At 52.4% G+C, this 25779-nt stretch carries 23 protein-coding genes; 9 read left to right on the forward strand and 14 right to left on the reverse strand.

Translation table 11 applies throughout. From position 1 onward, the window contains the following. Positions 1-22 precede the first annotated feature (22 nt). Entirely contained in the window at positions 23-994 is a 972-nt protein-coding gene (gene thiL, locus I6L74_RS12920) for a thiamine-phosphate kinase (protein ID WP_059177882.1), read from the forward strand. A 59-nt stretch (positions 995-1053) separates the two neighbouring features. Here the strand turns inward: thiL and I6L74_RS12925 are convergent, their stop codons facing one another. The 4 genes from I6L74_RS12925 to xseB all read right to left on the reverse strand — a co-directional run bounded on the left by I6L74_RS12925 (position 1054) and on the right by xseB (position 5124). Next, the gene (locus tag I6L74_RS12925) at positions 1054-2028 is read right to left on the reverse strand and encodes an aldo/keto reductase (RefSeq protein ID WP_059177883.1); all 975 of its coding nucleotides are present in this window, start codon (positions 2026-2028) and stop codon (positions 1054-1056) included. 66 nt (positions 2029-2094) lie between these two features. Continuing rightward, positions 2095-3957, reverse strand: a complete 1863-nt coding sequence (dxs, locus tag I6L74_RS12930; protein WP_059177884.1) for a 1-deoxy-D-xylulose-5-phosphate synthase — start codon at positions 3955-3957, stop codon at positions 2095-2097. Positions 3958-3981: 24 nt separating this feature from the next. Next, positions 3982-4881: a (2E,6E)-farnesyl diphosphate synthase gene (ispA, locus tag I6L74_RS12935; RefSeq protein ID WP_059177885.1), complete on the reverse strand. Its 900-nt coding sequence runs from the start codon at positions 4879-4881 to the stop codon at positions 3982-3984. After that, on the reverse strand, positions 4882-5124 hold the full coding sequence (xseB, locus tag I6L74_RS12940; RefSeq protein WP_012016294.1) for an exodeoxyribonuclease VII small subunit: 243 nt from the start codon (positions 5122-5124) through the stop codon (positions 4882-4884). A 191-nt stretch (positions 5125-5315) separates the two neighbouring features. Between xseB and thiI the strand changes: the two genes are divergently transcribed. Then, the gene (gene thiI / locus I6L74_RS12945; RefSeq protein WP_059177886.1) at positions 5316-6764 is read left to right on the forward strand and encodes a tRNA uracil 4-sulfurtransferase ThiI; all 1449 of its coding nucleotides are present in this window, start codon (positions 5316-5318) and stop codon (positions 6762-6764) included. A gap of 76 nt (positions 6765-6840) precedes the next feature. Here the strand turns inward: thiI and yajL are convergent, their stop codons facing one another. Then, the gene (gene yajL / locus I6L74_RS12950) at positions 6841-7434 is read right to left on the reverse strand and encodes a protein deglycase YajL (RefSeq protein ID WP_059177887.1); all 594 of its coding nucleotides are present in this window, start codon (positions 7432-7434) and stop codon (positions 6841-6843) included. After that, a complete protein-coding gene (panE, locus tag I6L74_RS12955; RefSeq protein WP_059177888.1) occupies positions 7397-8308 on the reverse strand; it encodes a 2-dehydropantoate 2-reductase in 912 nt (303 codons plus the stop codon). Before panE ends, yajL begins: the two co-directional genes overlap by 38 nt. 192 nt (positions 8309-8500) lie before the next feature. Between panE and I6L74_RS12960 the strand changes: the two genes are divergently transcribed. Beyond that, entirely contained in the window at positions 8501-8992 is a 492-nt protein-coding gene (locus I6L74_RS12960) for a YajQ family cyclic di-GMP-binding protein (RefSeq protein WP_012016298.1), read from the forward strand. Positions 8993-9023: 31 nt separating this feature from the next. Here I6L74_RS12960 and I6L74_RS12965 read toward each other — a convergent pair whose 3' ends face one another. From I6L74_RS12965 to I6L74_RS13000, 8 genes are all read right to left on the reverse strand, one after another. After that, positions 9024-10385, reverse strand: a complete 1362-nt coding sequence (locus I6L74_RS12965) for an MFS transporter (RefSeq protein WP_059177889.1) — start codon at positions 10383-10385, stop codon at positions 9024-9026. Between the two features lie 341 nt (positions 10386-10726). Continuing rightward, the gene (gene cyoE, locus I6L74_RS12970) at positions 10727-11614 is read right to left on the reverse strand and encodes a heme o synthase (protein WP_059177890.1); all 888 of its coding nucleotides are present in this window, start codon (positions 11612-11614) and stop codon (positions 10727-10729) included. Between the two features lie 11 nt (positions 11615-11625). Continuing rightward, on the reverse strand, positions 11626-11952 hold the full coding sequence (locus tag I6L74_RS12975) for a cytochrome o ubiquinol oxidase subunit IV (RefSeq protein WP_059177891.1): 327 nt from the start codon (positions 11950-11952) through the stop codon (positions 11626-11628). Further along, positions 11952-12566: a cytochrome o ubiquinol oxidase subunit III gene (locus tag I6L74_RS12980; protein ID WP_059177892.1), complete on the reverse strand. Its 615-nt coding sequence runs from the start codon at positions 12564-12566 to the stop codon at positions 11952-11954. Before I6L74_RS12980 ends, I6L74_RS12975 begins: the two co-directional genes overlap by 1 nt. After that, positions 12556-14547 (reverse strand): cytochrome o ubiquinol oxidase subunit I, encoded by a 1992-nt coding sequence (gene cyoB, locus I6L74_RS12985; protein ID WP_012016303.1) that lies wholly within the window; start codon positions 14545-14547, stop codon positions 12556-12558. Before cyoB ends, I6L74_RS12980 begins: the two co-directional genes overlap by 11 nt. 16 nt (positions 14548-14563) lie before the next feature. Beyond that, positions 14564-15511, reverse strand: a complete 948-nt coding sequence (gene cyoA / locus I6L74_RS12990) for a cytochrome o ubiquinol oxidase subunit II (protein WP_012016304.1) — start codon at positions 15509-15511, stop codon at positions 14564-14566. A 478-nt stretch (positions 15512-15989) separates the two neighbouring features. Continuing rightward, positions 15990-17465, reverse strand: coding sequence for a muropeptide MFS transporter AmpG (ampG, locus tag I6L74_RS12995; protein ID WP_059177893.1), 1476 nt, complete (start codon positions 17463-17465; stop codon positions 15990-15992). Between the two features lie 46 nt (positions 17466-17511). Next, the gene (locus I6L74_RS13000; RefSeq protein ID WP_059177894.1) at positions 17512-18090 is read right to left on the reverse strand and encodes a lipoprotein; all 579 of its coding nucleotides are present in this window, start codon (positions 18088-18090) and stop codon (positions 17512-17514) included. 306 nt (positions 18091-18396) lie between these two features. Here I6L74_RS13000 and bolA point away from each other — a divergent pair, with 306 nt between their 5' ends. The 6 genes from bolA (at position 18397) to hupB (ending at position 25651) form a co-directional block, all read left to right on the forward strand. Further along, the gene (gene bolA, locus I6L74_RS13005; RefSeq protein ID WP_012016307.1) at positions 18397-18714 is read left to right on the forward strand and encodes a transcriptional regulator BolA; all 318 of its coding nucleotides are present in this window, start codon (positions 18397-18399) and stop codon (positions 18712-18714) included. Between the two features lie 332 nt (positions 18715-19046). Then, positions 19047-20345: a trigger factor gene (gene tig, locus I6L74_RS13010; RefSeq protein ID WP_012016308.1), complete on the forward strand. Its 1299-nt coding sequence runs from the start codon at positions 19047-19049 to the stop codon at positions 20343-20345. Between the two features lie 259 nt (positions 20346-20604). Continuing rightward, positions 20605-21228: an ATP-dependent Clp endopeptidase proteolytic subunit ClpP gene (clpP, locus tag I6L74_RS13015; protein WP_059177895.1), complete on the forward strand. Its 624-nt coding sequence runs from the start codon at positions 20605-20607 to the stop codon at positions 21226-21228. 127 nt (positions 21229-21355) lie between these two features. Then, complete coding sequence (gene clpX / locus I6L74_RS13020) at positions 21356-22630, forward strand: ATP-dependent protease ATP-binding subunit ClpX (RefSeq protein ID WP_059177896.1); 1275 nt, start codon at positions 21356-21358, stop codon at positions 22628-22630. Positions 22631-22813: 183 nt separating this feature from the next. Continuing rightward, on the forward strand, positions 22814-25168 hold the full coding sequence (gene lon, locus I6L74_RS13025; protein ID WP_059177897.1) for an endopeptidase La: 2355 nt from the start codon (positions 22814-22816) through the stop codon (positions 25166-25168). A gap of 210 nt (positions 25169-25378) precedes the next feature. After that, positions 25379-25651, forward strand: coding sequence for a nucleoid-associated protein HU-beta (gene hupB / locus I6L74_RS13030; RefSeq protein WP_012016312.1), 273 nt, complete (start codon positions 25379-25381; stop codon positions 25649-25651). Positions 25652-25779 lie beyond the last annotated feature (128 nt).

The raw sequence follows: 25779 nt of genomic DNA on the forward strand, positions 1-25779 counted from the left end.
TTTCTTTGCTGAGGCATAACGTATGGCTTGCGGCGAATTCTCCCTGATTGCCCGTTATTTTGACCGTGTTAGAACCTCTCGTCTTGATGTTGAAACCGGTATCGGCGATGACTGCGCACTGCTTAATATTCCTGAAAAACAGACCCTTGCGATCAGCACCGACACCTTAGTGTGTGGGCGTCATTTTCTTGCGGATATCGATCCGGCCGATCTGGCTTACAAAGCGCTGGCGGTCAACGTGAGCGATCTGGCAGCGATGGGAGCCGACCCAGCCTGGTTAACGCTGGCTCTGACGTTACCCAACGTGGATGAAGCCTGGCTCGAAGCGTTTAGCGACGCGCTGTTTGAACAGCTCAATTACTACGATATGCAGCTGATTGGCGGTGATACGACGGCCGGTCCACTGTCGATGACGTTAGCGATCCACGGCTATGTGCCCGTTGGCCGCGCGCTGAAACGCTCGGGAGCGAAACCCGGAGACTGGATTTATGTCACCGGTACGCCGGGCGACAGTGCGGCGGGACTGGCGATTTTGCAGGACCGTTTAACGGTGAGCGACGCGTCTGACGCGGCCTATCTGGTGAAGCGCCATTTGCGCCCAACGCCGCGTATTTTACACGGCCAGGCGCTGCGCGATCGCGCCAACTCGGCCATTGATCTCTCCGATGGTTTGATCTCGGATTTGGGCCATATCCTGAAAGCCAGCGGTGTGGGCGCGCGCGTTGATCTGGATGCGTTCCCACTTTCAGAACAGATTCGCCGACACGTTGAACCCGAGCAGGCACTGCGCTGGGCGCTTTCCGGTGGCGAAGATTACGAGCTGTGCTTCACCGTGCCGGAACTCAATCGTGGCACGCTGGACGTCGCGCTGAATAATCTTGGCGCGCCTTTTACCTGCATTGGGCAAATTCTGCCTGAGAGTGAAGGGCTGCAATTTGCCCGCAACGGTGCGCCCGTTACGCTCGACTGGAAAGGTTACGATCACTTCGCGTAATGCTGTGCGGCCATTCAATCCCCTCTCTCTTTGGGAGAGGGGAGCAAAATGCACGACGGTTATTTAAATCCCACCACCGGATGCTGCTGATACGGTGTTTCGAGTTCAGCGATCTGCTCGGGTGTCAGCGTTAAATCCACCGCATTTAATAACTCATCTAACTGTTCTTCTCGCGATGCGCCAATAATTGGCGCGGCGACGCCACGTTTACTGAGCAGCCAGGCCAGCGCCACCTGTGCACGCGTTGCGCCCGTATCTTCCGCAATGGCAGCCAGACGCTCAGCGATCTGGGCATCGCTGGTTTCAGTGTCGTTATAGAGTTTTTTACCGACTTCATCGGAAACGGAACGGGCGGTCGTTTCGCCCCATGGGCGGGTTAAACGTCCACGCGCCAGCGGGCTCCACGGGATAACCGCCACACCTTCCTGATAGCACAGCGGCAGCATTTCACGCTCTTCTTCGCGATAGATTAGATTGTAGTGGTCCTGCATGGTGACAAATCGTGCCCAGCCGTGCTGCGCCTGAAGATTGAGCGCTTCGGCAAACTGAGAGGCATGCATGGATGACGCACCGATATAACGCGCTTTGCCGGCTTTCACCACGTCATTCAGCGCTTCAAGGGTTTCTTCAATCGGCGTGTTGTAATCCCAGCGGTGGATTTGCAGCAGATCGACATGATCCATGTTCAAACGTCTCAGGCTGTCGTCAATGGACTGGAGGATCTGCGCACGGGAAAGGCCTTCGCGTAATTCACCAGATGGATAGTAAACCTTGGTGGCCACCACCACATCCTCGCGGCGGGCGAAATCCCGCAGCGCACGGCCCACGATCTCCTCGCTGCTCCCGTCGGAATAGCTGTTCGCCGTATCAAAAAAATTGATGCCGCCCTCGAGGGCGCGTTTGATGATGAGACGGCTGCTCTCTTCCGGCAGCGTCCAGGCGTGATTTCCCCGGTCTGGCTCGCCAAATGTCATGCAGCCCAGACAAAGACGGGAAACCTTAAGGTCTGTTTTTCCTAATGTATTGTATTGCATGGTTCCACTCCTGCTGTTCACTTAAAAAATTACCTTTAAGCATAGCAGGAGCGGAAAGGGGAGGGATTAGGCGAACCAGGCGCGGATTTTTGCTTCGATGCCTGCGGCATCAAGGCCAATCTCCGCGCGGGCTTCATCCTGCGTGCCCTGCGGAATAAAGCGGTCTGGCAAACCGAGGTTGAGTACCGGAACTGGCTTGCGATTTGCCATCAGCACTTCGTTCACGCCGCTGCCCGCGCCGCCCATAATGGCATTTTCCTCGAGCGTAATCAGCGCCTCATGACGTGTTGCCATGTCCAGAATCAACGCTTCGTCGAGCGGTTTGACGAAGCGCATATCCACGAGCGTCGCGTTCATCGACTCGGCGACTTTTGCCGCTTCGGGCATTAATGTCCCGAAATTCAGAATCGCCAGCTTTTCACCGTGACGTTTGATGATGCCTTTGCCAATCGGCATTTTTGTCAGCGGTTCCAGCTCGACACCCACGGCGTTGCCGCGCGGATAACGCACTGCGCTTGGGCCATCCTGATAGTGATAGCCGGTGAACAGCATCTGGCGGCACTCGTTCTCATCGCTCGGCGTCATGACTACCATATCTGGCACACAGCGCAGGAAGGAGAGATCAAACGCACCCTGATGCGTCTGGCCGTCGGCACCGACGATACCCGCGCGATCGATAGCAAACAGCACCGGGAGTTTCTGGATCGCGACATCATGGATCACCTGATCGTACGCGCGCTGCAGGAAGGTAGAGTAGATCGCTACAATCGGTTTATAGCCGCCAATCGCCAGGCCTGCGGCGAATGTCACCGCGTGCTGCTCAGCAATCGCGACGTCAAAATACTGATCCGGGTATTTTTTGGAAAACTCCACCATGCCGGAGCCTTCGCGCATAGCGGGCGTTACGGCCATCAGCTTGTTGTCTTTGGCCGCCGTTTCACACAGCCAGTCGCCAAAGATTTTAGAATAGCTCGGCATACCGCCACTGCTTTTTGGCAGACAGCCGCTGGTTGGGTCAAATTTAGGCACGGCGTGGAAGGTGATCGGATCTTTTTCCGCGGGCTCGTAGCCACGCCCTTTTTTCGTCATGATGTGCAGGAACTGCGGCCCTTTCAGGTCGCGCATGTTTTTGAGCGTCGTGACCAGGCCAAGCACATCGTGCCCGTCAACCGGGCCGATATAGTTAAAGCCCAGCTCTTCAAACAGCGTGCCTGGCACAACCATGCCTTTGATGTGCTCTTCAGTGCGTTTGAGCAACTCTTTGATCGGTGGGACGCCGGAGAAGACTTTTTTGCCGCCTTCACGCAGGGTGGAGTAAAGCTTGCCGGACAACAGTTGTGCCAGATGATTATTCAGCGCACCGACGTTCTCGGAGATCGACATTTCGTTGTCGTTGAGAATCACCAGCATATCCGGCTTGATGTCACCCGCGTGGTTCATCGCTTCAAACGCCATGCCTGCGGTGATCGCGCCATCGCCAATCACGCACACGGTGCGACGCTGTTTATTCTCTTTCTCCGCCGCAACGGCGATGCCGATACCGGCGGAAATGGAGGTTGAAGAGTGTCCCACGCTTAAAACGTCGAATTCGCTCTCACCGCGCCACGGGAACGGATGCAGGCCGCCTTTCTGGCGAATCGTGCCAATTTTATCGCGACGCCCGGTCAAAATTTTGTGGGGATAAGCCTGATGCCCGACGTCCCAAATCAGCTGATCGAAAGGGGTGTTATAGACGTAGTGAAGCGCCACGGTCAGCTCCACCGTGCCAAGTCCGGAGGCGAAATGTCCGCTGGAACGACTCACGCTGTCGAGCAAATAGCGACGTAATTCGTCACTCAGCTTCGGCAGGCTCTCTTTCGGCAACAGACGTAACTCCTGGGTGGAGTCAACCAACGCCAGTGTCGGGTATTTGGCAATATCAAAACTCATCAAAGGCTCATCGAGAAAGTGTGTTTATTTATCACGCTGGATTATGTAGTCCGCTAGCGCTTCCAGTGCCGAGGTATCAAGTGACTGCGCGGCCAGCGCATTCAGCGACTGGCGGGCATCATCAATCAGATCCCGGGCTTTTTGTTGGGCTTGCTCAAGACCCAGTAAGGCTGGATAGGTACTTTTGCCAAGTTGCTGATCCGCTCCCTGACGTTTTCCCAATGTTGCAGTATCGCCCACCACATCCAGAATGTCATCCTGTACCTGGAACGCGAGACCGATACTCTCAGCGTAACGATCCAGAATGGGCAAGGCTTCGCGGCCTCGTTCACCAGCGCTCAGCGCGCCCAGACGAACGGCTGCACGAATCAACGCGCCGGTTTTATGACGATGAATACGTTCAAGCTGTTCCAGATTAACCTGATGCCCTTCAGCCTCCAGATCCAGCGCTTGTCCGCCGCACATCCCTGCGACGCCGCTGGCCATCGCCAGCTCAGACACCATCGCCAGACGGTCGCGATCGGCCACTTCGATCATGGGCGCATCGCTTAAGATGGAGAACGCCAGCGTTTGTAATGCATCGCCCGCCAGAATCGCGTTCGCCTCACCAAACTTAATGTGGCAGGTGGGCTGGCCGCGACGCAGATCGTCGTCGTCCATGGCCGGTAAATCGTCATGAATGAGCGAATAAGCGTGAATACACTCAACGGCGGCAGCGGGTGCATCCAGCGTGTTGCTGCTGATGCCAAACATATTTCCCGTGGCGTACACTAAAAACGGGCGAAGGCGCTTTCCACCTAAGAGTGCGCCATAGTGCATGGCGGCAACCAGAGGAGTGTTCTGAAAAGGCTGTGGATCGATAAAACGGCGTAGCGCATCGTTGGCACGCTTAACACACGCCTGAAGCTCTGTGGAAAAATCCATTTACTCAGCGTCCGGTGTAAAAGGCGTTGGGGCGGCATCTTCGCTGTCGGAAAGCAGGATCTGCACGCGTTGTTCCGCCTGTTGCAGCTTGACCTGCCCCTGGCGCGCAAGCTGTACGCCGCGTTCGAATTCATTGAGCGCGTCTTCCAGCGGGAGATCGCCGCTTTCCAGACGGTTCACAATCTGTTCCAGTTCATTCAGCGCAGTTTCGAAACTGGCGGGGGCGTCATTTTTCTTCGGCATAGTGAATGTTGACTCTCATATTTTAAGCCCCGCCATGGTAACGGACTCGGGACAATTATCAAATAACGCGCAATGTGCACAGGAGCGTCGCGATGGTGGTATACTCCTGCGCCTGGATGCAACCACGGGTGTGGGTTGCTGTCTCTTTCCATCACAAGCCTTTACGGGCTTGCCAACGAAACATTGCCGCCATGAAGTTTATCATTAAATTGTTCCCGGAAATCACCATCAAAAGCCAATCTGTGCGTTTGCGCTTTATTAAAATGCTGACCGGAAACATTCGAAACGTATTAAAAGAGTACGAAGAAACGCTCGCCATTGTGCGCCACTGGGATCACATCGAAGTTCGCGCCAAAGACGAAAGCCAACGTCTGGATATCCGCGATGCGCTGACGCGTATTCCAGGGATTCACCACATTCTGGACGTCGAAGATGTGCCGTTCACCTCGCTTCACGATATCTTCGAGAAAGCGCTGGAACAGTTCCGCGCCGAAGTTGAAGGGAAATCCTTCTGCGTGCGCGTCAAGCGCCGCGGCAAGCATGAATTCACCTCTATTGAAGCCGAACGCTATATTGGCGGCGGTTTAAATCAGCATATCGAATCCGCGCGCGTAAAACTGACGCGTCCGGATGTGACCGTTAATCTCGAAATCGAGAACGACCGCCTGTTGCTGGTAAAAGGCCGTTACGAAGGTATCGGCGGCTACCCTATCGGTACCCAGGAAGATGTGCTGTCGCTCATCTCCGGCGGTTTTGACTCCGGTGTGTCTAGCTACATGCTGATGCGTCGCGGCTGCCGCGTGCACTACTGCTTCTTTAACCTGGGCGGCGCTGCGCATGAAATCGGCGTTCGTCAGGTTGCGCATTACCTGTGGAAGCGCTTTGGCAGCTCCCACCGCGTGCGTTTTGTCGCGATTAACTTTGAACCGGTTGTCGGCGAAATCCTCGAAAAAGTGGACGACGGCCAGATGGGCGTGGTGCTGAAGCGCATGATGGTGCGCGCGGCCTCTCAGGTGGCTGAACGCTACGGTGTACAGGCGCTGGTCACCGGCGAAGCGCTGGGCCAGGTCTCCAGCCAGACGCTGACCAACCTGCGTCTGATCGACAATGTGTCCGACACGCTGATTCTGCGTCCGCTGATCTCTCACGATAAAGAACATATCATTGATATGGCGCGCGAAATCGGTACCGAAGACTTTGCCCGTACCATGCCGGAATACTGCGGCGTGATCTCGAAAAGCCCAACGGTGAAAGCGGTGAAGGCGAAAATCGAAGCCGAAGAGCAGAATTTTGATTTTGCGATTCTGGATAAAGTTGTCGCCGAAGCCACTAACGTGGATATCCGTGAAATCGCGACCCAGACCGCGCAGGAAGTGGTTGAAGTCGAAACCGTCAGCGGTTTCAGCGCAAATGACGTGATTCTGGATATTCGCTCCGTTGATGAACAGGATGCCAGCCCGCTGAAAGTGGATGGTGTCGAGGTGATGTCTCTGCCTTTCTATAAGCTGAGCACCAAGTTTGGCGATCTGGAACAGAGCAAAACCTATCTTCTGTGGTGTGAGCGCGGCGTGATGAGTCGTTTGCAGGCGCTGTATCTGCGCGAACAGGGCTTTGCCAATGTGAAGGTATATCGCCCGTAACCGGCTTTATTCCTCGCAGATCAAAAACGGCAACCTCAGGGTTGCCGTTTTTGTTTTTCTGACTGGCGAGAATTCATCATGCGCCGTAGTAATTGTAAATTCCCGCGGCGATCACCAGGGATGATGCCACCTCGTGCGCTTTTTCACGCCCCACCACTAAATCGATAATCTTCAGCGCAAAATCTATCGACGTGCCGGGCCCCTGGCTGGTCAGCAGGTTAACGCGTGGATCCCATACCACGCGTTTATCCACCCACTGTTCTTCCGGAATCTGGTCTTTGAGCGTCGGGAAACCGGTCATATTTCCGACTGGGAAGAGTTGATGCGGCACTAGGACGGTTGCGGCAGTGGCGCATATAGCGGCCACAATTCGTCCCGACAGGTGAAATTGTCTGACCGTTTCTACCAGCAGCGGGCTGTCACGGAAACACTCCGCGCCTTTCACTCCGCCTGGCAGCACAATCACGTCGTAGTCACCGTCTGCCACTTCGACCAGCGGGGCATCCGCCAAAATCTTTACGCCGCGCGAGCAGGTGATGGTCAGATTGCCATCGCTGGCGACGCTTGCCGTTGTGACGGCAATGCCGGCGCGAACCAGCAAATCAATGGTGGTGACTGCTTCTGTTTCTTCGCTACCAGGGGCGAGGCAAATCAGTGCCGACGCGCTCATACTCACTCTCCTTACGTTTAACCATGTCATACAGGCGGATATTTTCCGGCACGCTGATGCCGTGTGCGCGGGCGCGTTTCAGCAGATAGCCAGTGATGTAGTCGATTTCTGTGTGCCGTAATGCGCGAACGTCCTGCAGCATTGACGAGATGTTCTTAGCGGTACTGTCGATGACCTGTTCGACGTAATAGCGAACGTCTTCCACGGAGGTATGGATACCTTCGCGCTCCATTACGGCGGCGACCTCAGCGCAAAGAGCGGCAACCTCTTCAGGATGATTTTTAAGCTCTCCGTTTGGACAATCCCACAGCGCGGTTAGCGGATTAATCACGCAACTGACCGCCAGCTTGCGCCACAGTTGCGGACGGATGGTATTGTACCAGGCCACATCCGGAAGCACATTCTGCAGAACGTCCGCCAGATAGCTGTAATCGCCATTCTGCTCGCGAGCCGGCCCCATATGGGTAACGCCGCTGGCGACGTGAACAATGATGTTGCCGTCGCGCCGTGCCGCGTGGGTGGTAATGGCCATCAGCAGGGGCTGAGGAATGCTTTTAAGCTCGTCAATCGTGCCCATGCCGTTATGCAAGAGCAAAATGGGCGTGGTGTGAGGAAGCGTTGCACTGAGCGCTTTTACCGCGTCCGACACCTGCCAGGCTTTTAACGTCACCAGCAGAAGATCGCTTTGTGCCAGAAAATCGGGATCGTTAGCGATGAGAGACTCGTTGAAAATACTCCCGTCTTCACCAATCAGATTTACACTGCAATACGGTTGTGCCACACGTAGCCAGCCTTGTACCTCATGTCCATGCTTGCACAGCGCGGTCAGCCAAAGTTGTCCCAGGGCCCCGCATCCGAGCACAGTAATTTTCATTGTTCCTCCTCACCTGCAACTGCGCCAGGTGTTACAGCCTAAGTATAGCGTTGTCAGCTAAGCTTCTATTGAGTCAACCCGGTCATACTTCTCGTTGCATGGCCGCCGGCCTGCCTGTAACGCGAATTATTTGGGGTAAATGTCTCGTTGCGGGTATTATGCAACGCAACAAAAGTGAAGGGAGAAGAAAAGATGCCATCTTTCGATATTGTTTCAGAAGTTGATATCCAGGAAGTGCGTAACGCGGTGGATAACGCAAGCCGCGAACTCGAGACGCGTTTTGATTTTCGCGGTGTTGAAGCGACTTTTGAGCTGAACGACGCAAATAAGACCATTAAGGTGCTGAGTGAATCTGATTTCCAGGTGAATCAGTTACTCGACATTCTACGCGCAAAACTGCTAAAGCGCGGCATTGAGGGCGCGTCTCTCGATGTGCCTGAAGAGTTTGTACACAGCGGCAAAACCTGGTTCGTTGAAGCGAAACTGAAGCAGGGTATTGAGAGCGCGATGCAGAAGAAAATCGTTAAGCTCATCAAAGACAGTAAGCTGAAGGTGCAGTCGCAAATTCAGGGTGAAGAGATTCGTGTGACCGGTAAATCCCGTGACGACCTGCAGGGCGCGATGGCGCTGGTGCGTGGCGGCGATTTAGGGCAACCGTTCCAGTTCAAAAACTTCCGCGATTAAAATGAAAATGCCCGGTAAACCGGGCATTTTTTTAGGCTTTTATCGCCTGCTCCACTTCAAAGCGGTTTGTCACTTTGCTGTCGATTTTGACATACGCGCTGCGCTCTTCCGGGACAAGCAGTACCTCGCTGATACCCTCTTTTGTCTCCAGCCGCTGTTTCAGCGCGTCGCTAATATCGACGCCTTCCGGGATCTCGATTCGCAAGCTGCTGACGTAGCGTGGTTCTTTCATGGTGCTGGCAACCAGCAGCCAAACCATCGCCAACAGCGCACCGGCAAGAAATACCGTCTGCGAATCAAAGAAGCCATCTACCCAACCGCCCAGCGAACCGCCAATGGCCACACCGAGAAATTGGCTGGTGGAGTAAATTCCCATCGCCGTACCTTTGTAGCCCGCCGGGGACTCTTTACTGATAAGCGAGGGTAACAGGGCTTCCATGAGATTAAAGGCGAGGAAGAAAAGCTGTACGCCGATGACCAGTTCCCAGAAGTGTGGACCGGAGCCCCATAGTACGATTTCGGCAATCAGCAGCAGCGCAACACACGTCAGGAATACGCGCTTCATACGGCGTTTCACTTCTGCATAGATAATGAAAGGGACAACGGAGACGAAGGAGATGAGCATCGTCACCAGATACACTTTCCAGTGTTCAGCGGCGGGGAATCCTGCTGCAGCCAACTGACCGGGCAGGGCCACGAACGTGGACATCAGCAGAATGTGCAGACACATAATGCCAAAGTTGAGCTTGAGCAGACGCGGCTCAACAAGGACTTTACTAAAGCAGCCTTTCACCATGCCTGATTCGCGGTTCAGCACATGATTTTTGCTGTCCGGAACCACCCAAATCGTAAGCGCAATACCGATAGTGGCTAAAACGGCAATCATCCAGAACAGCGCATTCAGCCCCAGTTTATGGGTAATGACAGGGCCAAGCACCATGGCGATGGCAAAGGTCACACCAAAACTGACGCCGATAAAGGCCATCGCTTTGGTGCGGTTCTGCTCACGCGTTAAATCGGAAAGCAGCGCCATGACGGCGGCGGCAATCGCCCCTGAGCCTTGTAGCGCTCGCCCAAGAATGATGCCCCAAATGGAGTGCGACAGCGCGGCAATGATGCTGCCGATAACAAAGATAATCAGCCCGGCTACAATCAGCGGCTTACGGCCCACGCGATCGGAAAGCAGTCCGAAAGGAATTTGGAAAATAGCCTGCGCGAGACCGTAAATGCCGATCGCCAGACCAATCAATGCTTCGCTGGCCCCCTGAAGCGCCATTCCGTAAGTGGTCAGAACCGGCAGGACCATAAACATGCCAAGCATACGCAGCGAGAAAACAGTCCCTAAACCCCAGGTCGCGCGCAATTCGCCTGGCGTCATTTTATAATCGTTCATTACCACCTCAGTTCAAAAGCAGGCACTAGTGTAGTGTGGGGAAGGGGCGGGGACAACAAAGGGTTATTTAACAAATATTACCCCCGTCATACTTCAAGCTGCAGGTGCGGTGGGGTCGCTCATTCTCCCCAGTCCTTACTTATGTAAGCTCTAGGGAATTCACTCTCTTGCCGCGTTACTCGGCCTATGGCTCGCCCCGTCGGGGCCCGTGCAGAACTGTTCAAAACGCTACAAGCGTTTTGTCCTGCAACTCAAATTATTTAGGGAATGCATGCGTGATGAATTGATTTATTGAATGAAAAAGGGTGCCGAAGCACCCTTTTATTGACCAGACCGATCTCTTACCAGACGTAAGTCAGCAAGCTATGTGAATCTGGCACCATAAAGTCTACGGACATCATCACGGATAATGAAGTGATAGCGACAATCGAGAACACAAACAGTTTGCGAGCCCAAACTTTGTCATCTTCCACTTTGTAACCGCGCAGCGCCATACCAAGCCACCAGACGCTCACCGCAGCCGCCACGACCAGATATTTGTATCCAGCGTAACCGCCCAGAGAGAGCATCAGCGTCGCCACGGCGAAAGCGATGATGTACAGCGTGATGTGATTCTTGGCAACGGAAATGCCTTTCACGACCGGCAGAACCGGGATGTTCGCCGCCTGATAATCCTTAAAGCGGAAAATCGCAATGGCGTAAGAGTGCGGCATCTGCCACAGGCTAAAGATAGCCAGCAGGATAAGCGCACCACTGTCGAACTCATTCGTGACAGCACAGTAGCCAATCACCGGCGGCGCAGCGCCGGAGAGAGAACCAATCAGCGTGCCATAGACGGAGTGACGTTTCATATACAGGCTGTAGACGCCCACATACACCACGAAACCCATCACCCCCAGCCAGCAGGCCAGAGGATTAGCGCCAAACCACAGCAGCATAAAGCCAGCAATACCCAGCAAGGTGGCGTACACCAGCGAGACGGTAGGAGACATCAGGCCTTTGACGAGCACCCGATTTTTGGTCCTTTCCATCTTCCTGTCGATATCCATGTCGATGTAGTTGTTAAATACACAACCGGACGCAACCACCAGTGATACCCCAACCAGCGTCGATGCAAAGAGGGTGTAATCGATGCTGCCCTTAGAGGCCAGCAGGAACCCTCCGATCACGGAGATGAGGTTACCAAAGATGATGCCTGGTTTTGTGACTTGCAGGTATTGCTTAAACATACTCGCCGCTCTTAGTGAACCATCATGTTGTAGTTGAGGTTCCACATAATCCAGATGGAACCGACTACCAGGATAGCGATGATAATCACGGTAAAGACAAAGGCCGTCATGTTCCAGCCTTCATCGGATTTGGTGTTCATGTGCAGGAAGCAAACCAGATGCACCAGAATCTGAATCACGGCGGTAACCAGGACTACGCCCAGAAGTACCGGCTTAGAAGCAGAACCGTTCATCACCATCCAGAACGGAATGACCGTCAGGATGATCGACAGGATAAATCCTGTCATGTAGGTTTTGACGCTACCGTGGGAAGCGCCATGATCGTTTGAATGACTCATTACATCGCCCCCATCAGATAAACAACCGAGAACACACAGATCCACACAACGTCCAGGAAGTGCCAGAACAAGCTCAGGCACATGATACGCGTGCGGTTAGTATTGGTCAGGCCACGACGATAAACCTGGAACATCAGCACCGCCATCCAGATCAAACCAGAGGTGACATGCAGACCGTGAGTCCCTACCAATGCGAAGAACGCTGACAGGAAACCACTGCGATCCGGGCCAAAGCCTTCAACAATCAGGTGATGGAATTCATAGATTTCCATCCCGATAAATCCAGCACCAAACAGCCAGGTCAACGCCAGCCAGGAGATAACCTGGCTCTTGTTGTTTTTGTACATGGCGATAGCCGCCATGCCGTAGGTGATGGAGCTGAACAGCAGCAGACCTGTTTCAACCAGAACGAACGGCAGTTCAAAAATGTCTTTACCGGTCGGGCCGCCAGCCGTGCCGTTCACCAGAACGGCATAGGTCGCGAACAGACAGCAGAACAGAATGCAGTCGCTCATCAGGTAGATCCAGAAACCGAAGACTTTCATCGGTCCTGTATCGTGGTGCGCGTGTTCATGCGCATGGGCAGTTGAGTGCGCCAAAGTATCAGTTGCCATTTTTCAGCCCCGCTTTAGAAATCTCGTCGAAATGCTGGTTTTCCAGTTTTTCAACTTCACGGACTGGTACGTAGTAGTCCACGTCCTCGTCAAAGCTCTTCACAATCCAGCTGATGATCACGCCAGCGAAGCCAACGATCGCCAGCCACCAGATGTGCCAGATCATGGCGAAGCCAAATACCGTCGCGAAGGCAGCAATAACAATGCCTGCACCGCTGTTTTTCGGCATGTGGATCTCTTCGTAATGCTCAGGTTGCTTGTACGCTTCGCCTTTTTCTTTCATTTCCCAGAATGCGTCACGCTCATGAATCTGCGGCACAATGGCAAAGTTATAGAACGGAGGCGGAGAAGACGTTGCCCACTCCAGCGTACGACCACCCCACGGGTCACCGGTCAGGTCACGGTTCTGCTCGCGATCGCGAATAGAAACGTAGAACTGAATCAGCTGACACGCGATACCGCAAGCAATCAGCACCGCACCACAGGCTGCGATAACCAGCATTGGGTGGAATTGCGGATCGATCTGCTGGCTCAGGCGACGGGTCATGCCCATGAAGCCCAGCACATACAGCGGCATAAATGCGACGAAGAAGCCGATAATCCAGAGCCAGAATGCGCGTTTGCCCCAGGTTTCGTTCAGCGTGTAGCCAAACGCTTTAGGCCACCAGTACGTCACACCCGCGAAGCAGCCGAAGACGACGCCGCCGATGATCACGTTATGGAAGTGCGCAATCAGGAACAGACTGTTGTGCAGAACGAAGTCAGCACCTGGTACAGCCAGCAGTACGCCGGTCATCCCACCTACGGAGAAGGTGACGATGAAGCCAATGGTCCACAGCATTGCTGAGTGGAACACGATACGGCCCTGATACATGGTGAACAGCCAGTTGAAGATCTTCACCCCTGTCGGGATGGCGATAATCATCGTGGTGATACCGAAGAAGGCGTTAACGTTCGCGCCCGCACCCATCGTGAAGAAGTGGTGCAGCCAAACAATGAACGACAGAACGGTAATACACACGGTTGCCCACACCAGCGAGGTGTAACCAAACAGGCGCTTACGCGAGAAGGTCGCTGCGATTTCGGAGAACACACCGAAGACCGGCAGAACCAGGATGTACACTTCAGGGTGACCCCATGCCCAAATCAGGTTGATGTACATCATCATGTTGCCGCCCATATCATTGGTGAAGAAATGGGTGCCCAGATAGCGATCCAGGGTTAGCAACGCGACGGTGACAGTCAGAATTGGGAATGATGCGATAATCAGGATGTTGGCGCACAGAGATGCCCAGGTAAATACCGGCATCTTGAACATCGTCATGCCAGGGGCACGCATCTTGATAATGGTCACAAAGAAGTTAATACCGGTCAGGGTCGTACCGATACCGGAGAGCTGAATCGCCCATATCCAGTAATCGACGCCAACGCCTGGACTGTATTCAATTCCCGAAAGCGGCGGATAAGCCAGCCAACCCGTCTGCGCGAATTCACCGACGCCCAGAGACAAGTTAACCAGGATTACGCCGACAACCGTGAACCAGAAGCTCAGGTTGTTCAGGAACGGATACGCAACGTCACGTGCGCCAATCTGCAGCGGAACGACAACGTTCATCAGACCGATAACCAGCGGCATCGCCACGAAGAAGATCATAATCACGCCATGCGCGGTAAAGATCTGGTCGTAGTGGTGCGGTGGCAAGAAGCCCGCTTCACCCGCAGAGGCAAGCACTTGCTGGCTACGCATCATGATTGCATCGGCAAAGCCACGAATTAACATGACGATACCGACGATGCAGTACATGATGCCGAGTTTTTTGTGGTCAACCGAGGTCAGCCACTCATTCCACAGGTAGCTCCACTTACCAAAGTAAGTGATCAGGCCCAGTAAGGCCGCGCCGCCAATGATAATTGCAGCGATCGTAACCACGATAATAGGCTCATGGTACGGCACCGCATCCAGTGTCAATTTTCCGAACATTTTCTTCCTCGGCCCCTTAGTGAGAGGTTTCCGCGTGGCTCATGTCCATGCCTTCCATTCCTTCGTGCGAGCTGTGCTCACCTTCAGGTTGGGTCACGTTCATGCTCTTGCCGTGGTCCATAAATTTGCCAATAACGTCTTTGAACAAATCTGGTTTCACGTTAGAGAAGTACTCCACCTTGTTGTATTCGCTAGGTGTTGCCACTTTATCGAATGCCGCCATGTCAGACATGGTGTTGGTAGACTGCTTCGCTTTTTCAACCCACTGGTCGAAAGCGGCACGGTCCGGCGTAGCGATAGCTTTGAACTTCATACCTGAGAAGCCCGGGCCACTATAGCTGGCGGAGATACCATCGTAGGTGCCTGCTTCATTCGCGATCAGATGCAAATTAGTCTGCATGCCGGCCATCGCGTAAATCTGGCTGCCCAGACGCGGAATAAAGAAGGAGTTCATCACGGAGTTAGACGTCACTTTGAACTGAACCGGAGTGTTCGCCGGGAAGGCGATTTCATTCACGGTAGCAATACCCTGTTCCGGATAGATGAAGAACCATTTCCAGTCCATGGAGACCACTTCAATGGTAATCGGTTTTTCATCGTGAACCAGAGGCTTGCTCGGCTCAAGCGCGTGAGTGGTTTTCCAGGTCAGTACGGCCAGGAACAGGATGATCAGAATAGGAACCGTCCAGACCACAGCTTCCACTTTATTGGAGTGTGACCAGTTAGGGCTATACTTCGCATCTTTATTGCTTGCACGGTACTTCCAGGCAAAACCCACTGCCATCAAAATGGCGGGAATGACGACAATCATCATCAGGCCAAAAGCCGTCAGAATCAGTGAACGTTGTTCCAGTCCAATCTGTCCTTTGGGGTCAAGAAGCGCAGAATCACAGCCACTGAGTAATACAGTGCCTGCAAATAACGACAACCATCCCAAACTTTTATTGTATTTCCTAAGTGTCATTTAACGACCTCAATTCCACGGGGACCTTGGTGGCGTTTAAAGTGTGGGGGCATTTTACGGGAAGGTTACATTACTGTAAACATCATTAGCCCTGTGTCAGGAAGGTGTTACCGGGTTCTGCCGCACATGTCACATGTGTTGCAAATTATGTCTAATTTTAAGACAAAAGCCGCATGAGACGGGAGTTATAACGAATGGAGTCTCAAGGATACCCTAAAAGGGGCAATTGGTATAACCATTGCTATAAATATACAATTAATTAACAATAAAGCATCAATTGAGAGACAATTAAAATACGGAAATTTAATCTTTCGAATGCTGAATCGGTTAATTAAAAAGGCACACTCGTTCAGCTTTCCAGTAATTTCCGGAAACTATCCCGCACAAAACAACAAATATTTTTTTGATCAGACGCCGTTATTTCACCGTTATAATTCCGATCCGTGATTACAACGGGAAATAACTGTCGGGGATATTTTTAGGTCATCTGCGTTTTACGTAGCGCCATAAAATCAAGGACACCGCCCGTGACGATACCTGACACGGCGAGCAGCGCGCCGATGTCCAGCAGTAGCGCCTCAAACGGCAGCTCAAGCATCGTTGCAGCATTAATGATAAGTACCACCAACCACAGTGCGAGCAGCAGGCATCCCGCCATTAATAAACGCAGAGCGAATCGATAGGCAGAGTGATATTCCGTGCGAGGCATAAAATGCTCTGTCTTCTGGGTATATTCCAGAGTCTGCCGACACACCAATAAAAGAAGTATCCCTGGCACAGCGGCAAAGACGGAGAAGAGGTAGAACGTTGGCCAGCCATGTGTTTCAACAAACCAGCCCGCAATCGGCCCCACGTAAACGCGGCCCACGGCAGAAAGGGCAGAGAGGAGCGCAAACTGCGTGGCAGAAAAGGACTTATTGCACAGCGTCATGAGAAGCGCCACGAATGCTGCCGTCCCCATCCCGCCGCATAAGTTTTCGAAGAACACCGCGGTTGCCATACTGATCATGTGCTTATCAGTAATGGCAAGGAGCCAATAGCCCGCGTTGGAAATGCCCTGCAAAATGCCGAAGATCAGAAGCGCGCGGAATAGCGTTAGACGCTGCATCAACACGCCGCCGTAAAGGGCGCCGATAATTGTCGCAAGCAGTCCTAGTGATTTATTGACCACACCCACTTCCCCCGCATCAAACCCCACACCACGAATCAGGAATGTGGTGGTCAGGCTCATGGCAAAGGCGTCACCAAGCTTATAAAGGACGATCAGCAGTAAAATCAGCCAGGCATTGTTGCGGCCAAAGAAATCTTTTAATGGTTCTGCGACGGCTTGCTCTAACGATCGCGGAACAGGAATGACATCGCTGGGTTCTGGCGCAAATACGGTGGCGATAATGCAGGGTATTAGCAGCACGGCCATCATCCAGTACATGCCCTGCCAGCCGAGGTATCGGTCGGCCAGCCATAGCGCTAATCCGCCGGAGACCAGCATGCCCAGACGATAGCCCAGGACGCTGATCGCCGCACCTGCGCCGCGTTCTTCGGCCGGTAAGACGTCCGTTTTCCAGGCGTCAAAAACGATATCCTGCGACGCTGAACAGAAGGCAATCACGACCGCCAATGCCGCCATCCAGCGCAACTGTGTGGAAGGCTCCAGGAACCCCATCGCAGCGATGGCCAGCAGCAGCATGACCTGCGTCATGATTAACCAGCCGCGTCGGCGACCCAGAAAAGGCGGGGTGTAGCGGTCCATCACTGGCGACCACAAGAACTTAAAGACGTAAGCCTGACCGACGAGAGAGAAAAAACCGATGGTTTTAAGATCGATATTCTCCACGGTCATCCACGCCTGAAGCGTGCCGGAAGTGAGGGCGAGTGGCAAACCAGAGGCAAAACCGAGGATCAGCAGAATGGCTGATTTAGGTTGCTGGAAAATGCGTAAGTAATTATTGGGCATGAGTAGACAGAACTGACCCGACGAATCGCCGGGTCAGTGGGCAGAATTAACGCGCGTTCTGCTTGATGAAATCGTGAATGCTGGTGTCCTGTGCCATATCGGCGATGGTATCGGTCAGCACGCTGTTTACCGCGTCAGCAATATTCTTATTGGTGGCCTGGAAAGCCCCTTCAACAGAGTAGCTAGCACGATAGTTTTTATTCATTTTGTTGCCGTTCTTCGCGGTGGCGATGATGGCGATATCGGCCTTCGTGGCGATGTTGTAGCGCACATTGCCCTGAGAGACATCTGCGTACAGGTTGTTCACGATAATTTGCAGGTCAACGGCACCGCTTGGACCAACCATGTAACCGCGAGAAGTCATTTGCTTCTCAAGCACTTCCTGCAGCAGGAAGCGCAGGTCGCGAGAGGCTGTCAGCGTCACTTGCTGGTTGTCACGAGTAACTTTTGCCAGCGCTTGATCCTGACGCTGATCGGCACCGTTAATGCTTACGGTTATGCCCATCAGGCTAGGGTCCTGCTGTGGCAGGGTAATTTTCGGGGAAACATCAATGGTCGTAGGAGGCGTTGCACAACCCGCCAACATAAAGAGTGCTACCAACGGAAAGAAGAGTTTTTTTAACATTTCAGGTTCTCAACGGATCGTAAGCATAGTAAAGAGGAAAATTGCCGCCATCATAACATCGCAATCGGCAAGGGGAAGTGGTCAACGCATGTAAATTCATCGTCTTGTCCGAAATATGACCACTCTATGTACTTTACATATGTCATTCGAGACAAAACGTATGAGCAACACAGTTAAGATCATCCGTTTGAATGAGAAAATCAGACGAAAGCTAAATATTTGTTGCCTTGATGTAATGGAAGCGGTAAAAGCGGCTAACATTTAAAGGGATGGGTGACATATCAGCGTTGTCGGAGGAGTAATTTCATGATGATACGTGAACAGATCGAAGAAAAACTAAGGACAGCGTTTAATCCCGTGTTTCTCGAAGTCGTCGACGAGAGCTACCGTCATAACGTACCGGCTGGTTCTGAGAGTCATTTCAAAGTGGTGCTTGTGAGCGATCGCTTCGCTGGCGAACGTTTTCTCAATCGTCACCGTATGATTTACGGGACATTGACGGAAGAGCTTTCCACTACCGTGCACGCGCTGGCGCTGCATACCTACACCATTAAGGAGTGGGAAGGGTTGCAGGATACCATTTTCGCCTCTCCGCCTTGTCGAGGCGCGGGAAGCATCGCTTAATAAATCCTGGTTGCAACAGCGGGAGTTTTTCCAGTATGTTGCATGCAGAATGATATCAAGACGGCCTGCGGGCCGTTTTGTTTTGTCTGCGTTTTGAGCGTGTGGGGCAGATTTTAGGCCAAAAATAGCCTTAAATTGTGAAAAAAGCCGCAGGAAGATACCCCAACCGTTCTCGACTCACCTATGTGATGCCGCTATAATGCCGCGTCTTAATGAATGTCTTCGGGATGATTCTGGCGACAGGGAATGTGAATCTGCTAATAGTGAGCATCCCGGGATTGCGAGACAAATTCAGAGTTGACCGAGCACCGTGATTTTTTTGAGGTAACAAGATGCAAGTTTCAGTTGAAACCACTCAAGGCCTTGGCCGCCGTGTAACGATTACTATCGCTGCTGACAGCATCGAAACTGCTGTGAAAAGCGAGCTGGTCAACGTAGCAAAAAAGGTACGTATTGACGGCTTCCGTAAAGGTAAAGTACCGATGAACGTTGTTGCTCAGCGTTATGGCGCGTCTGTACGCCAGGACGTGCTGGGCGAGCTGATGAGCCGCAACTTCATTGATGCCATCATCAAAGAAAAAATCAATCCAGCTGGCGCACCTAACTACGTTCCAGGCGAATACAAGCAGGGCGAAGACTTCACCTACTCCGTAGAGTTCGAAGTGTACCCAGAAGTTGAGCTGAAAGGTCTGGAAACGATCGAAGTTGAAAAACCAGTTGTTGAAGTGACCGATGCTGATGTTGATGGCATGCTGGACACCCTGCGCAAGCAGCAGGCGAACTGGAAAGACAAAGACGGCGCCGTTGACGCTGAAGACCGTGTCACCATCGATTTCTCCGGTTCTGTAGACGGTGAAGAGTTCGAAGGCGGCAAAGCGTCTGACTTCGTACTGGCGATGGGTCAGGGTCGTATGATCCCAGGCTTCGAAGAAGGTATTAAAGGCCACAAAGCGGGCGAAGAGTTCACTATCGACGTGACTTTCCCTGAAGAATACCACGCTGAAAACCTGAAAGGTAAAGCAGCGAAGTTCGTTATCAACCTGAAGAAAGTTGAAGAGCGCGAACTGCCAGAACTGACTGAAGAGTTCATCAAACGTTTCGGCGTTGAAGATGGTTCCGTTGCCGGTCTGCGTGCTGAAGTGCGTAAAAACATGGAACGCGAACTGAACGGCGCTGTGCGTAACCGCGTGAAATCTCAGGCTATCGACGGCCTGGTTAAAGCGAACGAAATCGACGTTCCTGCTGCACTGATCGACAGCGAAATCGACGTTCTGCGTCGTCAGGCTGCTCAGCGTTTCGGTGGCAACCAGCAGCAAGCGCTGGAACTTCCACGCGAACTGTTTGAAGAGCAGGCTAAGCGCCGCGTTGTTGTTGGTCTGCTGTTGGGCGAAGTGATTCGTACCCACGAGCTGAAAGCTGACGATGAGCGCGTGAAAGGTCTGATCGAAGAAATGGCTTCTGCTTACGAAGATCCAAGTGAAGTTGTTCAGTTCTACGGCAGCAATAAAGAACTGATGGACAACATGCGCAACGTAGCGCTGGAAGAACAAGCTGTTGAAGCGGTTCTGGCTAAAGCTAAAGTTTCTGAAAAAGCGACTTCTTTCAACGAACTGATGAACCAGCAGGCGTAATTCTGCCCAAGCGGTTTAAAGTTTGAACAAAAACCCGTTGCCTTCCGGTGACGGGTTTTTTTATCGCTGTAATAGACCAGGAAGAGTGCTAAAACGCCCTTTCAGTGTTAGCGTAACAGCAAAATATTGTTATGCTTGAAATAGGGCGCTGCCGTCCCCATAAGTGTGTAATCACGATGAATGAGACTGGCTGATAATCCGTCCATAAGGTTACAATCAGTACAGCAGGTATTTTCCAATTTTTATCCAGGAGACGGAAATGTCATACAATGGCGAACGAGATAACATTGCACCCCATATGGCTTTGGTGCCAATGGTTATCGAACAGACATCTCGCGGTGAACGTTCTTTTGATATCTATTCCCGTCTGCTCAAGGAGCGCGTCATCTTTATGACTGGCCAGGTGGAAGACCACATGGCAAACCTGATCGTGGCGCAGATGCTGTTCCTGGAAGCGGAAAACCCGGAAAAAGACATTTACCTGTACATTAACTCACCAGGCGGCGTCATTACTGCTGGGATGTCAATTTATGACACCATGCAGTTTATCAAGCCTGATGTCAGCACCATTTGTATGGGGCAGGCGGCATCCATGGGGGCGTTCTTGCTGACGGCAGGCGCTAAAGGCAAGCGTTTCTGTCTGCCTAATTCCCGCGTGATGATTCACCAACCGCTGGGCGGATATCAGGGTCAGGCAACAGATATTGAAATTCATGCGCGTGAAATCCTGAAGGTAAAAGGGCGTATGAATGAACTTATGGCGCACCATACGGGTCAATCACTTGAGCAGATCGAGCGAGATACCGAGCGCGATCGCTTCCTCTCCGCATCAGAGGCAGTTGAGTACGGCTTAGTCGACTCCATTTTGACCCATCGTAATTGATGCCCACGGCGCGAGTGTGCCGCTATACTAAGGTAGGGCGGCACTTTGCTGAATAGCGACTTGCGTCCGAGAATGGCATTTGCGTCGTCATGTGCGGCACAAAGAACTTAAAAAGAGGTTTGGACTCATGACAGATAAACGCAAAGATGGTTCGGGCAAACTGCTGTATTGCTCTTTTTGCGGCAAAAGCCAGCATGAAGTGCGTAAATTGATTGCCGGACCGTCCGTGTATATCTGCGACGAATGTGTCGATTTATGTAACGACATCATCCGCGAAGAGATTAAAGAAGTAGCACCGCACCGTGAGCGCAGCGCATTGCCGACTCCGCACGAGATTCGTCATCATCTTGATGATTACGTCATCGGTCAGGAGCCGGCTAAGAAAGTGCTGGCTGTTGCGGTGTATAACCATTACAAACGTCTGCGCAATGGCGATACCAGCAATGGGGTTGAACTGGGCAAAAGTAACATTTTGCTGATCGGCCCAACCGGTTCTGGTAAAACCCTGCTGGCCGAAACGCTGGCACGCCTGCTCGACGTTCCATTTACTATGGCTGATGCTACCACGCTGACCGAAGCCGGTTACGTGGGTGAAGACGTTGAAAACATCATCCAGAAACTGCTTCAGAAGTGCGATTACGACGTGCAGAAAGCCCAGCGCGGTATCGTGTATATCGATGAGATCGACAAGATCTCCCGTAAATCCGATAACCCGTCAATCACCCGCGATGTTTCAGGTGAAGGCGTGCAGCAGGCCCTGCTGAAGCTAATCGAAGGCACGGTTGCCGCTGTTCCGCCACAAGGTGGTCGTAAGCATCCGCAGCAGGAATTCTTGCAGGTGGATACCTCTAAGATCCTCTTCATCTGTGGCGGTGCGTTTGCAGGCCTGGATAAAGTCATTTCCCATCGTGTAGAAACCGGCTCCGGCATTGGTTTTGGCGCGACGGTGAAAGCGAAGTCCGAAAAAGCGAACGAAGGTGAGCTGCTGTCTCAGGTTGAGCCAGAAGATTTGATCAAATTCGGTCTGATTCCTGAGTTCATTGGTCGTCTGCCAGTTGTGGCAACGCTGAACGAACTGAGTGAAGATGCGCTGATCCAGATCCTGAAAGAGCCGAAAAACGGCCTAACCAAGCAGTACCAGGCGCTGTTTAACCTCGAAGGTGTTGATCTGGAATTCCGTGACGAAGCGTTAATCGCCATCGCGAAGAAAGCGATGATCCGCAAAACCGGTGCGCGTGGTCTGCGCTCTATTGTTGAAGCGGCTCTGCTCGACACCATGTACGATCTACCGTCTATGGAAGATGTCGAGAAAGTGGTTATCGACGAGGCCGTTATCAGTGGGCAAACCAAGCCACTACTGATTTATGGCAAACCGGAAGCACAGCAGGCATCTGGCGAATAATTAACCAAATCATACAAGCAGTTACTCAAAAAGGGGGGATTTTATCTCCCCTTTTATTTTTCCGTATTCATAGCGTTGAATGTGTGGGAAACATCCCCATATACTGGTTACATGTTAATGGTTATGTAAAGCACAGTTGCAGAACCAGTTTCCCTGGCGGACACTAAACTAAGAGAGAGCTCTATGAATCCTGAGCGTTCTGAACGCATTGAAATCCCCGTATTGCCGTTGCGCGATGTGGTGGTTTATCCGCACATGGTCATACCCTTATTTGTAGGGCGGGAAAAATCCATCCGTTGCCTTGAAGCTGCCATGGATCATGATAAAAAAATCATGCTGGTTGCGCAGAAAGAAGCATCAACGGATGAGCCGGGTGTTAACGATCTTTTCACCGTCGGGACCGTGGCCTCTATTTTACAAATGCTTAAGCTGCCTGACGGCACCGTTAAGGTGCTGGTAGAAGGCCTGCAGCGTGCGCGTATCACCACGCTTTCTGACGATGGCGAACATTTCTCCGCCAAAGCGGAGTACCTCGAGTCGCCTCAGCTTGATGAGCGTGAGCAGGAAGTGTTGGTGCGCACCGCGATTAGCCAGTTCGAAGGCTATATCAAGCTGAACAAAAAAATCCCACCAGAAGTGCTGACGTCGCTGAATAGCATCGACGACCCTGCGCGTCTGGCGGACACCATCGCAGCACATATGCCGCTGAAACTGGCAGATAAACAGTCAGTGCTGGAGATGTCCGACGTGAATGAACGTCTGGAATATCTGATGGCGATGATGGAATCTGAAATCGATCTGCTTCAGGTCGAGAAACGCATCCGTAACCGCGTTAAAAAGCAGATGGAGAAATCCCAGCGCGAGTACTATCTGAACGAGCAAATGAAAGCCATTCAGAAAGAACTCGGTGAAATGGATGATGCCCCTGACGAAAACGAAGCGCTGAAGCGCCGGATTGACGCGGCAAAAATGCCGAAAGAGGCAAAAGAGAAAGCTGAAGCAGAATTGCAGAAGCTTAAAATGATGTCTCCGATGTCAGCCGAAGCGACCGTCGTACGCGGCTATATCGAATGGATGGTTCAGGTTCCGTGGAATGCGCGTAGCAAGGTTAAAAAAGATCTGCGCCAGGCGCAGGAGATCCTTGATACCGACCATTACGGCCTGGAACGCGTCAAAGACCGTATTCTTGAGTATCTCGCGGTTCAAAGCCGTGTGAATAAGCTCAAAGGCCCGATTCTTTGCCTGGTAGGGCCGCCGGGGGTGGGTAAAACCTCCCTGGGACAATCGATCGCTAAAGCGACCGGACGCAAATACATCCGTATGGCGCTGGGTGGCGTCCGTGACGAAGCTGAAATCCGCGGTCACCGTCGAACTTACATCGGTTCCATGCCGGGTAAACTGATCCAAAAAATGGCGAAAGTGGGCGTTAAAAACCCGCTGTTCCTGTTGGATGAGATCGACAAAATGTCTTCAGACATGCGTGGCGATCCGGCGTCGGCTCTGCTGGAAGTGTTAGATCCAGAGCAGAACGTGGCATTTAGCGACCATTATCTGGAAGTTGACTACGATCTGAGCGATGTCATGTTCGTCGCAACGTCCAACTCCATGAACATTCCAGCACCGCTGCTGGATCGAATGGAAGTGATCCGTCTTTCCGGTTACACCGAAGACGAAAAGCTGAATATTGCCAAACGCCATCTGTTGTCCAAGCAGATCGAGCGTAACGCCCTGAAAGAAAGTGAAATCACTGTCGACGACAGCGCGATTGTCAGCATCATTCGTTATTACACGCGTGAAGCCGGCGTGCGTAGCCTGGAACGTGAAATCTCTAAACTGTGTCGTAAAGCGGTTAAACAGCTGTTGCTGGATAAATCCCTGAAACACATCGAGATTAACGGCGACAATCTGCACGAATATCTGGGCGTACAGCGCTTCGATTACGGCCGTGCTGATAACGAAAACCGCGTGGGTCAGGTCACTGGTCTGGCATGGACGGAAGTGGGCGGCGATTTGCTGACCATCGAAACCGCCTGTGTACCAGGCAAAGGGAAACTGACTTATACCGGTTCTCTCGGTGAAGTGATGCAGGAATCCATTCAGGCAGCGCTGACTGTGGTGCGTGCACGTGCGGAAAAACTGGGTATTAATCCCGATTTTTACGAAAAGCGCGACATCCACGTTCACGTTCCGGAAGGGGCGACGCCAAAAGACGGCCCAAGTGCCGGTATCGCCATGTGTACAGCGCTGGTTTCTTGCCTCACAGGCAACCCTGTTCGCGCCGATGTGGCGATGACAGGTGAAATCACACTGCGTGGTTTGGTGCTGCCGATCGGTGGTTTAAAAGAAAAACTGCTGGCTGCGCATCGCGGTGGTATCAAAACCGTATTGATTCCATACGAGAACAAACGTGATCTGGAAGAGATTCCTGACAATGTTATTGCCGATCTGGATATCCATCCGGTGAAACGCATTGAAGAGGTTTTGACCCTCGCATTGCAGAATGAGCCTTCAGGAATGCAGGTTGTGACCGCAAAATAGTGACCTCGCGCAAAGAGCGTCAATAAAAACAGGGCTGGTAAGTGAATTCGCACTTGCCAGCCTTTTTTTGTATAGCTAATTTAGATTGCTGATTGGGTTAGCCATCAACAACGGGTGTTGTAAGGTCATGGCAGGCCTGATATAACTGCTGCGCGGTCGCGTCGTGAAGGATTCAGGCGCGATATAAATTATAAAGAGAGGAAGAGAACAGTGAATAAATCTCAACTGATTGACAAAATTGCTGCGGGTGCTGATATCTCTAAAGCTGCGGCTGGACGTGCGTTAGATGCATTAATTGCCTCTGTAACCGAAACTCTGCAGTCTGGGGATGACGTTGCGCTGGTAGGTTTTGGTACTTTTGCTGTTAAAGAGCGTGCTGCCCGTACTGGCCGCAACCCTCAGACCGGTAAAGAGATCACCATCGCTGCCGCCAAAGTACCGGGTTTCCGTGCAGGTAAAGCACTGAAAGACGCAGTGAACTGATCGAATTCTCGTTCAAGGGAAGTTGAAAAGTACAAGGGCGCATCATTTGATGTGCCTTTTTTGTTTGTCCAGTACGACTTTATACGAGTTTATGCGAGTTGTGGGCTGACAATTGCCCCGGTTTCTTG

The sequence above is a fragment of the Lelliottia amnigena genome (genome assembly GCF_019047465.1).
In the GTDB taxonomy this organism is placed as follows: Bacteria; Pseudomonadota; Gammaproteobacteria; order Enterobacterales; family Enterobacteriaceae; genus Enterobacter; species Enterobacter amnigenus.

Bases quoted from the DNA above. Each gene is read 5' to 3' on its own strand.
- lon (WP_059177897.1), top strand. From the start codon at position 22,814: ATGAATCCTGAGCGTTCTGAACGCATTGAAATCCCCGTATTGCCGTTG.
- I6L74_RS13000 (WP_059177894.1), bottom strand. From the start codon at position 18,090: ATGTTAAAAAAACTCTTCTTTCCGTTGGTAGCACTCTTTATGTTGGCG.
- bolA (WP_012016307.1), top strand. From the start codon at position 18,397: ATGATGATACGTGAACAGATCGAAGAAAAACTAAGGACAGCGTTTAAT.
- clpX (WP_059177896.1), top strand. From the start codon at position 21,356: ATGACAGATAAACGCAAAGATGGTTCGGGCAAACTGCTGTATTGCTCT.
- yajL (WP_059177887.1), bottom strand. From the start codon at position 7,434: ATGAGCGCGTCGGCACTGATTTGCCTCGCCCCTGGTAGCGAAGAAACA.
- panE (WP_059177888.1), bottom strand. From the start codon at position 8,308: ATGAAAATTACTGTGCTCGGATGCGGGGCCCTGGGACAACTTTGGCTG.
- cyoA (WP_012016304.1), bottom strand. From the start codon at position 15,511: ATGACACTTAGGAAATACAATAAAAGTTTGGGATGGTTGTCGTTATTT.
- thiI (WP_059177886.1), top strand. From the start codon at position 5,316: ATGAAGTTTATCATTAAATTGTTCCCGGAAATCACCATCAAAAGCCAA.
- I6L74_RS12925 (WP_059177883.1), bottom strand. From the start codon at position 2,028: ATGCAATACAATACATTAGGAAAAACAGACCTTAAGGTTTCCCGTCTT.
- clpP (WP_059177895.1), top strand. From the start codon at position 20,605: ATGTCATACAATGGCGAACGAGATAACATTGCACCCCATATGGCTTTG.
- cyoE (WP_059177890.1), bottom strand. From the start codon at position 11,614: ATGTTTAAGCAATACCTGCAAGTCACAAAACCAGGCATCATCTTTGGT.
- I6L74_RS12965 (WP_059177889.1), bottom strand. From the start codon at position 10,385: ATGAACGATTATAAAATGACGCCAGGCGAATTGCGCGCGACCTGGGGT.
- I6L74_RS12980 (WP_059177892.1), bottom strand. From the start codon at position 12,566: ATGGCAACTGATACTTTGGCGCACTCAACTGCCCATGCGCATGAACAC.
- cyoB (WP_012016303.1), bottom strand. From the start codon at position 14,547: ATGTTCGGAAAATTGACACTGGATGCGGTGCCGTACCATGAGCCTATT.
- xseB (WP_012016294.1), bottom strand. From the start codon at position 5,124: ATGCCGAAGAAAAATGACGCCCCCGCCAGTTTCGAAACTGCGCTGAAT.
- ampG (WP_059177893.1), bottom strand. From the start codon at position 17,465: ATGCCCAATAATTACTTACGCATTTTCCAGCAACCTAAATCAGCCATT.
- ispA (WP_059177885.1), bottom strand. From the start codon at position 4,881: ATGGATTTTTCCACAGAGCTTCAGGCGTGTGTTAAGCGTGCCAACGAT.
- I6L74_RS12975 (WP_059177891.1), bottom strand. From the start codon at position 11,952: ATGAGTCATTCAAACGATCATGGCGCTTCCCACGGTAGCGTCAAAACC.
- tig (WP_012016308.1), top strand. From the start codon at position 19,047: ATGCAAGTTTCAGTTGAAACCACTCAAGGCCTTGGCCGCCGTGTAACG.
- I6L74_RS12960 (WP_012016298.1), top strand. From the start codon at position 8,501: ATGCCATCTTTCGATATTGTTTCAGAAGTTGATATCCAGGAAGTGCGT.
- thiL (WP_059177882.1), top strand. From the start codon at position 23: ATGGCTTGCGGCGAATTCTCCCTGATTGCCCGTTATTTTGACCGTGTT.
- dxs (WP_059177884.1), bottom strand. From the start codon at position 3,957: ATGAGTTTTGATATTGCCAAATACCCGACACTGGCGTTGGTTGACTCC.